We start from the raw sequence: 12232 nt of genomic DNA on the forward strand, positions 1-12232 counted from the left end.
CGTGGTGGTGGGATGGCGCGATGAGCGACGACGTGAAGGTGGCCGGCTCGCCGAGTGTGGACCGGGGGCGGTTTCCGACGGCGGTGACGCCCTGGGACGACGAGGCGTGGCGGGGCGCCGCCCTGGGCTGGGTGAGCGAGGTGCTCGGGGCGCACGGGCTGCACGAGACCGGGGCTCGGCAGGTGCGGGTGCGGCCCTGGTCGGTGCTGGTGCGGCTGGCCGTCGACGGTGCCGACGGGGCGGTGTGGTTCAAGGCCAATCCGCCCGGCAGCCGCTTCGAGGCGGCACTGGGCGAGGCTCTGGCGGGGTGGGTGCCGCAGCGGGTGCTGGCACCGGTCGCGGTGGACACGGAGCGCGGCTGGTCGCTGCTGCCCGACGGGGGGCGGAGGTTCGCCGACACCCTCGATGCCGGGGAGGCCGGCCCGCGGGCCTGGGAGGAGATGCTGGGCCAGTACGCCGAGGTGCAGCGCGCGCTCGTACCGCACGCCGGGGCGATCGAGGCGCTCGGCGTGCCCCGGGCCCGTACCGCCGAACTGACCGGGCTGTTCGACCGGCTCGTCGAGGCGAACGGGGCGCTGACCGGGGAGGAACGGGCGGTGCTGGACGGGCTGCGGCCGCGCGTGGAGCGGTGGTGTGCCGAGCTGGCGGAGGCCGGTGTGGGCGACTGTCTGGATCACTCGGACCTGCATGAGGGGCAGGTCTTCCATGCGCCGGAGCGGGGCCGTTTCACCTTCTTCGACTGGGGCGACGGCCTGGTGACGCACCCCTTCTGCAGCTTCCTGGTCCCCGCCCGCTGTGCCGTGGACCGCCACGGGCCCGGCGTGCTGCCCCGTCTTCGGGACGCCTATCTCGAGCCCTGGACGGCCGACGGTCACAGCGCGGCGGAGCTGCGCCGCGCCCTCGGCCCGGCCTGGCGGCTGGGCGCGATCGGGCGGGCCTGCTCCTGGGGCCGGCTCTTTCCGGGCGCGGCGGACGGCACGGATCTGGCGGGCGGCGCCGCGGCGGCCCAGTGGCTGCTGCGGCTGGCCGACGAGCCGCCGTTGTAGCGGGCGGGGCCAGGCCGGATGCCCGACGAGGTCACCGGTCCGGCGGCGGGACGAACCGGAAGTCGGCCGGAGTCGGTTGGCGGGTGCGCTCGGCATACTCCTGCATGTATCCCGGCCAGTTGGCGACATTGCGGCCGTCGGGCGTGCGGTACCAGGAGGAGCACGACTGCCATGCCGTGCCCTCGAACCGCGCCCGCAGGGCGGCGAGCCCCGCCTCCTCCACCTCGGGTCGCACGTCCAGGGCCGCGGCTCCGTTGCGCCGGGCCAGCTGCAGGGCCCGGCGCACGAAGGCGGCCTGCGCCTCCAGAAAGAACAGGATGGACCCGCCTGAGGTGTTGGTGTTGGGGCCGTACATGAGGAACAGGGAGGGGAAGCCGGGCACCATGATCCCGAGGTGGGCGTGGGCCCCGTGTGCCCAACTCCGGGCGATCGTGCGGCCGTTCACGCCGCTTATCGCCATGGGCAGCATGAAGGTGTTGGTGCGGAAGCCGGTCGCGTGAATCACGCAGTCGACCTCGTGCAGCCTTCCGTCCTCGGTGAGCGGCCCCTCGGGGGTCATCCGCACGATCCGGTCCGTCACCAGCTCCACGTCGGGGCGGGCGAGGGCCGGCAGGAAGTCCGAGCTGAGCAGGACCCGTTTGCAGCCGAAGGCGTAGTCCGGCCAGACCTTGCGGCGCAGTTCGGGGTCGGGCAGCCCGCGGCGCATGTGCGCGGCGGACAGCAGGGCGCCGACGCGGCCGACGGTGCGGGGGTGGCGTATGCACAGGGTGAGCAGTTCGATGCCGTGGAAGAGGAGCCGGCGCCACAGCCGGCGGGCCCAGGGTGTTCGCAGCGGCCGGTTCAGGGTGGCCGGCATCGGCCGGCTCGTGCCCGGCAGGAACCAGTTCCCGGTCCGCTGGAACACCGTCAAGTGCGCGGTGAGCGGCGCTATGCGCGGCACGAGCTGGACCGCGCTCGCCCCCGTGCCGATGACGGCCACCCGTTTGCCCCGCAGGTCGTAGTCCTCGTCCCAGCGGGCGGAGTGGAAGCTGCGTCCCGCGAAGTCGGACAGTCCCTCCACCGCCGGGTAGGCCGGTTTGTCGAGCTGCCCGGTGGCCAGCACGACGGCGTCCGCGACCCACTCCCGCCCCTCCCCCGCGCGCACCGTCCACGTCCGGGTCCCCTCGTCCCAGGCGCATGAGGTGACCGTCGTGCCGGTGACGATCCGCGGGGTGATGCCGAGGGCGTCCGCGGTCTCCCGCAGGTACCGCAGGATCTCGTCCCGGCGGGAGAACAGGTGGGCCCAGGAGGCGCGTTGGGCGAAGGAGTACGAGTACAGGTGGCTCGGCACGTCACAGGCGGCGCCCGGATAGCGGTTGTGGAACCAGGTGCCGCCCGGTTCCGGCGCCGCCTCCAGCAGGGTCACGTCGTCCAGTCCGTGCCGCAGGAGTTCGGCGGCGACGGCGATGCCGCCGAAGCCGGCGCCCACGACGACGACCCGCGGTGCGGGGCCGCGCGCAGGACCGTGTGCGGGACGGCTTTCTTGACGATCTCCTGACGCGTGCGGGCGCATCCGGCCAACTCCGTCCGGTGTCTACTTCCTTGTCGCGATCCTTACGGGGAATCTTTTCGAGGAATGGAGTGCCATGGAAGGCACTGTGGTCGCACTCGTGCTGGTGGCCCTGGCCGCCCTGCTCGTGCTGCGCAGCGGTATGCGGGTGGTCAACCAGGTCGAGCGCGGGGTCGTGTTCCGGATGGGCAAGGCCCTGCCGTCGTACCGGCAGCCGGGCGTGACGTTCCTGATTCCGTTCGTCGACCGGATGCGGAAGGTGAACACGCAGGTGGTCACGATGCCGGTGCCCACCCAGGAGGGCATCACCAAGGACAACGTCTCGGTGAAGGTCGACGCGGTCGTCTACTTCCGGGTGACCGATCCGCTCCGGGCCGCCATCGAGGTCCAGGACTACGTCTTCGCCGTCGGCCAGGTCGCCCAGTCCTCCCTGCGTTCCATCATCGGCAAGAGCGACCTCGACGACCTGCTGTCCGACCGTGAGCGGCTGCACGAGGGGCTCGCCCTGATGATCGACAGCCCGGCCGCCGGCTGGGGCGTCCACATCGACCGCGTGGAGATCAAGGACGTGCAGCTGCCGGAGTCGCTCAAGCGGTCGATGTCCCGGCAGGCCGAGGCGGAGCGGGAGCGGCGGGCCCGGGTCATCACCGCGGACGGCGAGTTCCAGGCCGCCCAGCAGCTCGCCAACGCCTCCCGCATCATGTCCGACACGCCCGAGGCCATGCAGCTGCGCCTGCTGCAGACGGTCGTGGAGGTGGCGGCCGAGAAGAACTCCACGCTCGTGATGCCGTTCCCGGTGGAGCTGCTGCGGTACTTCGACAAGGCCGCGCAGAAGATGACGGGCGAGCAGACGGCTACGACGGGCGCGGCCGCTACGACGGCTCCCGTTCCGACTGCTTCCGCGGCACCGGCCCCGGCACCGGCCCCGCTGCCCGACCCGCGGACCGCGACCCCCGGGCAGTAGCCAGCACCAGCGTCACGGCGGTCGAGGTGGCCGCCATGACCGTCGTCGCCACGGCGGGCGAGGTGAGTTGGGCCACCGAGCCCGCCAGCGCGGCGGCGACGCCCTGCATGGTCAGCATGCCCGACGAGTGCAACCCGAGCGCGTGACCGGAGAGTTCGTCCGGGGTGAGGGACATCAGGTGCTCCTGCTGGACGAGGCTCGCGCCGAAGCCGACCGAGGCGAGGGCGGCCAGGAGGGCCGACCACGGCAGGGCGGGGTGCAGCGCGAACAGCAGGTAGGGCGCGGCCAGCACCAGGAGCAACGGCGTGGCCAGGCGGGGGCGCAGGGCGGCCGGGACGATACGGCCGACGGTCACGTCACCGGCGAACATGCCCAGCGCCGCGGCCGCGAACAGGGCGCCGGCGGCCCGGGGATCGTAGGAGACGTAGAGGGATTCGCAGCCGACGACCAGGCCGTTGGGCAGCCACAGGCCCAGGTAGGTGAGGCGGCGGGGCGGGGACGACCACAGCAGGCGGTTCGTGCGCCAGGTCGCCGCCACGGACGGGCGGCCCGAGGCGCGCGGCGGCCGGGCGGTCAGGCCCAGGCGGACGGCGAGGGCGGAGCCGGCGTAGAGCCCCGCCGACAGCAGCAGGCAGGCGCGCGGGGACAGGACCGCGAGGAGGGCGCCGCCGGTCGCGTATCCGGTGATCTGCATGAGTCCGGACAGCATGTTGAACACCGAACGCCCCAGCAGGTAGCCGTCCTTGGAGAGGATCTCGTTCAGCAACCCCCAGCGGACTCCCCCGCCGAGCGAGGCGACAAGCCCCTGCGGCAGGACGACGGCGAAGACGCCCCACACCGGCAGTCCGGGCAACGCCAGCAGTGCCGAACCGGCCGCGAAGGACAGGCCGATGCCGGTCAGCGTCGACCTCGGCGCCAGCCGGTCGGCGCCGGAGAGCAGGAAGGTCGCGCCCAGTACCTGCGCCAGCTGCGGCCCGAACATGCTCACCGCCGACAGCAGCGGTGAGTCGGTGGCCCGGTAGACCAGCGTGCCGAGCGCCAGACCGCCGATCGTCTGGGCCACGGTGAGGCCCGCCGAGGAGAGGAAGAACGGGGTGAACTCCGGGGTGCGGAAGAGATCTCGGTAACTGCGCATGCGCCGGAGTCTGCGAAGAGCCGTGAAGCGGTGGTTATTGTTTCGCGTGGACGCGAAACGTCATGGGCCGAGGGGCGGGCGGGCATGGGCTGGTGGCAGATCGACGCCGACACCCTGGCCCGCAGCCGGTTCGTGCTGTCCCCGCTCGCCGAGACCTTCGCCTGCCTTCAGCTGATGCACCGCGGCGAAGCCGCGCACCCTGGTGAACAGGCCTGGCTGCGCACCCACCTCCCGCCCTACCGGGCGCTGCTGGCGGCCGATCCGTTGACCGCGCGGCTGGTGCGGGCCGGGCTCGGCCGATGGGGGTCTCCCCGCGTGAGCGCAGTCGAACGTGGGGGATGGATCGCCGACTTCCTCGCGCCCACCCCCAGGGACGGCGAGTCCATCGAGGAGGGCCTGGCCCGGGTCCGGGCGACCGACCCCGTCCAGGCCCGGGCCGACGTCGTCGTCGCCCTCCAGGGGGCACCGCTTCCCGCCGGTCTCCACCGCGACGATCTCCCGGAGCGCGCGGCCGACCTCCTGACCCACGTGTGGACCGAGGCCGTACGGCCGTACTGGAACCGCCGCCGGCACATCCTGCGGGCCGATGTCGTCGCCCGCACCGCGCAGGTCAGTCAGGGCGGCTGGGCGAGCGTCCTCGACTCGCTGCGGCCGGGGCGCAGCCGGTGGCTCGGGGAGAACCGGCTTCAGGTGAACCTGCACGAGTATCCGCCGCGCAACATCTCCGGCGCCGAGCTGGTCTTCGTGCCGGTCACGCCGAAGGCGGGCTGGGTGTCCTGGGAGGAGCCCGAGCGGTACGCCCTCGTCTACACCTGCGCGGGAGCCCTCGCCGACCCCACCGCGCGGCCCGCGCCCGCGAGCCTGGCCGCCCTCCTTGGCCCTGCCCGGGCCGCGGCTCTCGTGCTGCTCGGCTCCCCCATGAGCACCAGTCAGCTGACCGCCGTGACCGGCCAGGGGCTCGGCTCGGTCGGCCGGCATCTGAAGGTGCTGCTGGAGGCGGGCCTGGTGGAGCGGCGCCGGGCGGGCCGTTCGGTGCTCTACTCCCGCACGCCGGCCGGTGACGTTCTGGTGGAGGCCCAGGACCGGCCCGGCACGCGACGGAGTTAGCATCCGCTCATGACGACCGCAGACAGCAACGGCGCCGGACCCCTCGACGTGGAGATCGGCGCCCTCAAGGGTGGACCGGCCGACCTCTCCCAGTACGCGGGGCGGGCCGTACTCATCGTGAACGTGGCCTCCCGGTGCGGGCTGACCCCGCAGTACACCGGCCTGGAGCGGCTCCAGGAACGCTTCGCCGACCAGGGCTTCACCGTGCTCGGCGTGCCCTGCAACCAGTTCATGGGCCAGGAGCCCGGCAGCGCCGAGGAGATCGCCGAGTTCTGCTCGGCGACGTACGGCGTGACCTTCCCGCTGACGGAGAAGATCGAGGTCAACGGGGACGGGCGACACCCTCTCTACGACCGCCTGGTCTCCTTCGCCGACGCCGAGGGCCACGACGGCGACATCCGCTGGAACTTCGAGAAGTTCCTGGTCGGCCGCGACGGCAAGGTCGTCGCCCGCTTCTCCCCGCAGACCGAGCCGGAGGCGGCGGAGGTCGTCACGGCGATCGAGAGCGCCCTCGCCTAGGCCCTGTCGTTGACCTTGTCCCTGGGGCAAGGGTGAGCATCCCTCGTCGTCGGGCGGAACGGTTCCGCGCGATGACGGAGGATGCCCGGGTGGACGACGAACTGCTCACCATCGGCGCGTTCGCGGCCCGGGCGCGGCTCTCGGCCAAGGCACTGCGGCTCTACGACCGCCTCGGCCTGCTGGCCCCGGCCCACGTGGACGAGCTCAGCGGCTACCGCTACTACCGGGCGGGCCAGGTGGAACGGGCCCGGCTGGTGGCGCTGCTGCGGCAGCTCGACATGCCGCTGGCCCGGATCGCCGAGGTGGTCGAGGCGGACGGCACCGAGGGCGCCGGCCTGCTCGCCGCGTACTGGGCGGACGTGGAGACCCGGCTGGCCGGGCAGCGGACGCTCGCCGAGTACCTCCGTGGACGGCTGTCGGGGAGGAGCTCCGAGATGTACGGGAAGTTCGTGGTCGAGACCGTGGAGGTACCGGCGCGGGTGGTGATCACCCAGTCACGGCACACGCTGGCGGACGAGCTGCCGGCGTGGATCGGCGCGTCGCTGGGCCGGCTGGAGTCGGCGGCCCGGGAGTGCGGGGGCGTGACGGCGGCGCCGTACGTCGTCTACCACGCCGAGGTGTCGATGGAGAGCGACGGTCCGGCGGAGTCGTGCGTGCCGGTCGCCGACGAGAGGGCGGCCCGGGCCTGGGCGCAGGAGCACGGCCGGACCTGGGAGACCGGGGTGCGGGTGGAACCGGCCCAGCGGCTGGCGTACACGCGGATCACCAAGGCGCAGGTGGCCCACCCGCAGATCATGGCGGCGTTCGAGGCGGTGGAGCAGTGGATCGCCGCGCAGGGGCTCCGGCAGGCCGGGCCCTGCCGGGAGGTCTACTTCGCGGACTGGGACGCGGCGGGGCCCGAGGACGAGGTGTGCGACGTGGCGTTCCCGGTGAAGTGACGCCCTGGGGGCGCTACTTCAGCTCGTCGGGACACGGAGTGCCCCGCGGCAGCTGGTACGGCGCCCCCAGCCGGTACGTCCCCGCCTTGGGCGCCAGCAGGATGGTCCACTTGTCGCCCTCGGCGTCCTCCTCCGTCTGCATCAGGCAGCCGTTGACGTTGTCGTACGACTTCGGCAGGCCGTCGGCGCGGTGCTTGGAGGCGTCCGTCTCCTGCGGGGGCTTCACACCCTTGCCCTTGGCGTCGACCAGGCCGAGCCACGGGGAGTAGGGGACCCGGATCAGCACCCGGCCGGGCTTCTTCACCTCGATGGTCAGCTCGCCCTGGTCGGCGCGGTCCACGGTGGCGGGCGGGTCGGCGAGCGGGGTCGGGTCGGTGACCCGGAACAGCTGCCAGTTGGCGTCGCCCCAGATCTGCCGCAGATACGGCATGCCCCGCTGGACGAGCTCCCGCTCGCGCTCGCCGCCGTCGCCGTCCGGCTCGCCCTTGGGCAGCACGACGAAGTGCACGGCCCAGCGGCGCAGCCATTCGTGGTAGTTCGCCGAGTTGAGGGTGTCGTCGTAGAAGAGGGGGTTGCGCTCCATGTCGGCCTGGCGGTTCCAGCCGCGGGCCAGGTTGACGTACGGGGCGAGGGCGGAGGCCTCGCGGTGGGAGCGCGCGGGGACCACCTCGACGCGGCCCTTCTCGGCGCCGACCCCCTGGAGCTCGTTGACGAGCGGGGCCAGCTCGCGCGCCCAGGAGGCGGTCGGGGTGGTGCGCACGACGTCGTCGACCGCCTTGAACCCGATCCAGAAGGTGAAGCCGGCGATGGCCAGCACCGTCAGGTACCACTCGCGGGTGCGCCGGGTCTTGAACGGCAGCACGGCGACCAGCGTGACGCCGGCGAAGAGCATCGCCAGCCGGGTGATGTTGGAGCCGATCTGGGAGCTGACGATCCACACGGCGAGGACGGACAGGCCGTACACCGCGGAGGTGAGCCGGACCGTCGTCCACTTCCTGGGGACGAGCGCGAAGACCAGGACCGCGTAGATGAACGGCAGGCTGGCGGAGCCGACGTTCATCGGCTGGGTGCCGGAGAAGGGGAACAGCCAGGCCGACAGGGCCACCACCGCGGCCGGCGCGAGACCCAGTGCCCAGGCGCCGGGCCGGCGCTTCTGCAGGAACAGGGCGACGGCCACCAGCCCCACGAACAGCCCGGCCACCGGTGAGGCGAGCGTGGCGAGCGCGGCCAGCGGCGCCGCGCAGGCCGCCTTCGCGCCTCTGCGGTAGCGCCACTTGTGCGGCCAGCAGAACACGACGGCGACCGCGCCCAGCGCGAACACGGTGCCCAGGCCGAAGGTCACCCGTCCCGAGGCCGCGTTGCACAGGAACGCGAAGACACCCGCCAGCGAGGCCCACAGGGGGTTCTTCACCGACCGGCTGCGGATGAGGATCATGGTGAGCAGACCGGCCGAGACGGTGCCCGCGATCATCATCGTCGTCCGCACGCCGAGCACGGACATCAGATACGGCGACACCACCGAGTACGACACCGGGTGCATGCCGCCGTACCAGGCGAGGTTGTACGCCGAGTCGGGGTGCCGGCCGACGAACTCGGCCCACGCGTCCTGTGCCGCGAGGTCGCCGCCACTGTTCGCGGACGTGAAGAACCAGGCGATGTGGAGGGCGCCGGCGAGCGCGGTGATCGAGAGCACCGGGTGCCGCAGCAGCCGCTCGCGCAGGGCGAGCAGCAGGGTCGTCGCGCGGGACGGGACGTCCTTGGCGGGGGCGTCCGGCGTACGGTCGTCCCGCGTGCGGTCGTCGCCGTCAGGGGCGTCGACGCGCGGTACGGGCACGCGTATTCGCGGGCCGGCTCCCCGTCCCGGATCGGCGTCGTCGGCGCGTGTCGGCTCCGCAGTGGCCACCTGAAGGCACTCCCCGTAGTGTCCCGTCTTCTGTTCTGGTCCTCTGCCCACAGGACGCGTCCCGTTGCCCGCGCGTTCGCGGCCACGTCCCCGGGGCTTTCCCTGCCGCGTCCCCTGCGCGACGGCCTGCCCCGTTTCGTGACGCTAGCACGCAGCGCCGACACCGCCACCCCGCGGCCTGCCCCGGCAGACACACCGGCCGCCGCCCCCGGGGGACGGCGGCCGGTACGCCACGGCCTGCCCGGCCGGTCAGCCGAGGCGGGTCAGCTTGTCGGTGAAACCGGGCTCGGCGAGGTCCTTCTGCAACTGCACCGGGACCTGCACCGCACCACTCGTGCCGCCGTCGCCGACGGTGAGGGTGCCGACCTTGGTGCCGGCCTTCGCAGAGTGCGGCAGCTCGCCCGTGACGAAGGACAGCTTCACCTTCAGCCCCGCCCAGCCGACGGCCGAGACGTCCTTGGTGATCACGACGGGGGTACGACCGCCGAGGCCGTCGTCGACGTAGCCGACGACGTCGCCCTTCTTCAGGATCGTCGCCGACTTCAGGGCGCCCTGCGCGGCCCGGATCAGCTTGTCGCCGGCGTCCAGCGCGCCGGCGAGGATGGTGTTGTCGCTGCCGCCGGGGCCCTGCCCGAGGACGGCGCCCACGATGGTCCGGGTCTCCCCGCCGACCTGCTTGACGGCCGCGAAGACGAGGTTGCCGCCGGCCGCGGTGGTGGTGCCGGTCTTGATGCCGATGACGCCGTTGTAGCCGACCAGACGGTTCCAGTTGCTGTGCTTGCTGCCCTTGTAGTCGGTGTACTCCATCATCCGGGCGATCTCGCGGAAGCTCGGGTTCTTCATCGCGGCCTTCGCGAGCCTCACCTGGTCCGCGGCCGTGGAGACGGTGGTCTTCTTCAGGCCCGAGGGGTCGGTGTACGTCGTGTTCGTCATCCCGAGGTCCTTGGCGGCGGCGTTCATCTTGCTCGCGAACGCCTTCTCGGACCCGGCGTCCCAGCGGGCCAGCAGTCGGGCCACGTTGTTCGCGGACGCGATCAGGACGCCCTCCAGGGCCTCCCTCTGGGTGATCGTGTCACCGGCCTTCACCTGAACCGTCGACTCGCCGTCCGCGGTCGCCTGGTCCTCCGCCGTCCGGTCGACCTTGATCTTCTCGCCGTCCCCCTTGAGGGGGTGGTCGCGCAGGATCAGGTACGTGGTCATGACCTTGGCGACACTGGCGATCGGGACGGGCTTCTGCGCGCCGGAGGAGCCGAAGGAACCGATGCCCTGGACGTCGAGGGCGCCTTCGCCGGACGCCGGCCACGGGATGTCGGCCTTGCCGCCGTCGAAGGTGTAGCTCTCCTCGGCGGTGAGGTCGAGGGTGGGGGCCGGGAGCGGGCGGACCGCCTGCACGATCGCGAAGACGACGGCCAGCAGCAGGACCAGCGGCGTCCAGATCTTGACCCGGCGGACGATCGTGCGGACCGGGGTCTCCGGCGGCGGCGGGGTGTTGGTCAGCTCCGCCAGCAGGTCCAGCGGGGGCTTGGGCGGGAGCGGCTGCTGGGTGGTGCGCTCGGGACCGACCTGCGGGACGGACGCCGTGGCCTCCGCGGGCGCCGGCTTCGGCTTCTTCGCCGCCGGGTCGTCCAGGGGCTTGAGAGCCACGAACTTGCTGGTCCGCTCGGGGTCCGACGTGACGTCCGGCTTCGGGTCCGGCTTGGGGTCGGTGAGCTTGAGCATGGTCGTCGGCTGGTCGACCCGGGGGGTGGGGCGCTTGAAGATGGCGGTGGGCTGATCGACGGGCTTGGCGTCGGCCTCGGAGCCGGCATCCTTGTCGGGCTTCGGCTCGGCGGAGCCGGCCTTCGCCGCGGGCACGGCGTCGGCGACGGCGTCCTCGGGCTCGGCGTCGGCGGCCTCGCCATCGGCCACCGCGTCCTTCGGCTCGGCGTCGCCCACCGCGTCCTCGGGCTCCGCCTCCGACTCCGCCTCGGCCGAACCGGCCTCGCCGCTGTCGTCGTCGGTCTTCGCGGACGGCTTCCCGTCCTCGGCGTCCGCCGGCTTCGCGGAACCCTCGGACTTCTCGTCGCCGTCGGAGTCGCCCGAGCGGACCCAGGCGGCCACGGCCGCGCGCAGCCGCTCATCGCCGACGGAGCCGCCCGAACCGCGGTCCGTCTCGTCGTCGGCCACGTCGTCCGACGCGGAGTCGCGGTCGGCCTCGGCCCCGCTCTCCTCGCCGTCAGCCGAAACGTCTCCCCCGGGCGAGACCGACTCGGCGTCGGAACGCCCGCCACCGTCGGAGTCCGCCACGGCACCGGAAGCTGCGCCGGACTTGGAGGCCGCACCCGCGTCGGGGCCCTCACGGTACTCGGAGTCCGCGTCGCTCTCGGAACTCGCGTCCGTACCGGCCTCCGCGCCGTCCTCGCCTCCCTGGCGCCCCGAGGCCGCCTCCACGTCGGAATCGGCGTCGGCGTCCCCGGAGGCGCTCTCGTCGCCGCTCTCGGCGCCCTGGGGGGCCTTCTCGGCGGTCTCGGCGGCGCCGGAAGGCTCCGTACCGCTTCCGTCCCCGCCGAGGCCCTCCGCGGCGCCCTCGGCCTTCCCGGACGCCTCATCGTCGGAGTCGTCGGTCCCGGAGTCTTCGGCGCCGGAACCCTTGGGGCCGGCCCCGGAATCCTTGGCGCCCGATTCGTCGGCGCCGGAGGCCCCGGAGTCACCGGACCCCGAGTCCCCGGCCGCCTGCCTCGCCGCGTCGGCGGCCTCGGCCTCCTCGTCCGCCGTCTCCGCCGTCTTCTCGGCTTCCGTCAGGAGATCACATACCGAAAGCACCCGCGTGGCCGTATCCACGCCTCCGCGCGTACCCGGTTCCTCATCGGCGGCCGTCCTGGCCTCGGGAACCGGACCCGCGCTCCCCGACGTCGGTTCTGCCGACGACTCGCGCTGCTTCGACCTGTCGGGGGACTCGCCCGCCACCGATGCCTCCTCCATGTGCCGCCGCATGCCCCGCACGCGGCTGCCGAACCGTCAACCGAACCGTGAATCGCCGCCCGGGACACCGCTTGCAGCGCTGTCCGAACCATGTACCAGTGTCCTGTGTG

At 72.9% G+C, this 12232-nt stretch carries 9 protein-coding genes; 5 read left to right on the plus strand and 4 right to left on the minus strand.

The window, feature by feature from the left end; all coding sequences use genetic code 11:
* The first annotated feature begins 20 nt into the window (after positions 1-20).
* Entirely contained in the window at positions 21-1046 is a 1026-nt protein-coding gene (locus FBY22_RS38310; RefSeq protein WP_142152779.1) for a phosphotransferase, read from the plus strand.
* A 31-nt stretch (positions 1047-1077) separates the two neighbouring features.
* On the opposite strand, the gene FBY22_RS38315 is transcribed toward FBY22_RS38310, so the two are convergent.
* Positions 1078-2514 (minus strand): NAD(P)/FAD-dependent oxidoreductase, encoded by a 1437-nt coding sequence (locus FBY22_RS38315; protein ID WP_222127842.1) that lies wholly within the window; start codon positions 2512-2514, stop codon positions 1078-1080.
* Positions 2515-2671: 157 nt separating this feature from the next.
* On the opposite strand from FBY22_RS38315, the gene FBY22_RS38320 reads away from it, so the two are divergent.
* Positions 2672-3559, plus strand: coding sequence for a slipin family protein (locus tag FBY22_RS38320; protein WP_142152781.1), 888 nt, complete (start codon positions 2672-2674; stop codon positions 3557-3559).
* Here the strand turns inward: FBY22_RS38320 and FBY22_RS38325 are convergent.
* The gene (locus tag FBY22_RS38325) at positions 3468-4694 is read right to left on the minus strand and encodes an MFS transporter (RefSeq protein ID WP_260845355.1); all 1227 of its coding nucleotides are present in this window, start codon (positions 4692-4694) and stop codon (positions 3468-3470) included. The two genes, FBY22_RS38320 and FBY22_RS38325, sit on opposite strands and share 92 nt — an antisense overlap.
* An 84-nt stretch (positions 4695-4778) precedes the next feature.
* On the opposite strand from FBY22_RS38325, the gene FBY22_RS38330 reads away from it, so the two are divergent.
* From FBY22_RS38330 to FBY22_RS38340, 3 genes are all read left to right on the plus strand, one after another.
* Positions 4779-5801, plus strand: a complete 1023-nt coding sequence (locus FBY22_RS38330) for a helix-turn-helix transcriptional regulator (protein ID WP_142152782.1) — start codon at positions 4779-4781, stop codon at positions 5799-5801.
* 9 nt (positions 5802-5810) lie between these two features.
* Positions 5811-6320: a glutathione peroxidase gene (locus tag FBY22_RS38335; protein WP_142152783.1), complete on the plus strand. Its 510-nt coding sequence runs from the start codon at positions 5811-5813 to the stop codon at positions 6318-6320.
* Between the two features lie 71 nt (positions 6321-6391).
* Positions 6392-7258 carry a MerR family transcriptional regulator gene (locus FBY22_RS38340; RefSeq protein WP_142152784.1) on the plus strand — a complete coding sequence of 289 codons (867 nt, stop codon included), beginning with the start codon at positions 6392-6394 and terminating at the stop codon, positions 7256-7258.
* A gap of 13 nt (positions 7259-7271) precedes the next feature.
* Here the strand turns inward: FBY22_RS38340 and FBY22_RS38345 are convergent, their stop codons facing one another.
* Both FBY22_RS38345 and FBY22_RS38350 read right to left on the minus strand, forming a co-directional pair.
* Positions 7272-9161 (minus strand): MFS transporter, encoded by a 1890-nt coding sequence (locus tag FBY22_RS38345; protein ID WP_142152785.1) that lies wholly within the window; start codon positions 9159-9161, stop codon positions 7272-7274.
* Between the two features lie 249 nt (positions 9162-9410).
* A complete protein-coding gene (locus FBY22_RS38350; RefSeq protein WP_142152786.1) occupies positions 9411-12122 on the minus strand; it encodes a D-alanyl-D-alanine carboxypeptidase in 2712 nt (903 codons plus the stop codon).
* Positions 12123-12232 lie beyond the last annotated feature (110 nt).

Source organism: Streptomyces sp. SLBN-31 (assembly GCF_006715395.1).
Classification (GTDB): domain Bacteria; phylum Actinomycetota; class Actinomycetes; order Streptomycetales; family Streptomycetaceae; genus Streptomyces.

Excerpts from the sequence above, each read along its gene's own strand:
- FBY22_RS38350 (WP_142152786.1), bottom strand. The coding sequence starts at position 12,122 with ATGGAGGAGGCATCGGTGGCGGGCGAGTCCCCCGACAGGTCGAAGCAG.
- FBY22_RS38325 (WP_260845355.1), bottom strand. The coding sequence starts at position 4,694 with ATGCGCAGTTACCGAGATCTCTTCCGCACCCCGGAGTTCACCCCGTTC.
- FBY22_RS38320 (WP_142152781.1), top strand. The coding sequence starts at position 2,672 with ATGGAAGGCACTGTGGTCGCACTCGTGCTGGTGGCCCTGGCCGCCCTG.
- FBY22_RS38340 (WP_142152784.1), top strand. The coding sequence starts at position 6,392 with ATGACGGAGGATGCCCGGGTGGACGACGAACTGCTCACCATCGGCGCG.
- FBY22_RS38335 (WP_142152783.1), top strand. The coding sequence starts at position 5,811 with ATGACGACCGCAGACAGCAACGGCGCCGGACCCCTCGACGTGGAGATC.
- FBY22_RS38330 (WP_142152782.1), top strand. The coding sequence starts at position 4,779 with ATGGGCTGGTGGCAGATCGACGCCGACACCCTGGCCCGCAGCCGGTTC.
- FBY22_RS38310 (WP_142152779.1), top strand. The coding sequence starts at position 21 with ATGAGCGACGACGTGAAGGTGGCCGGCTCGCCGAGTGTGGACCGGGGG.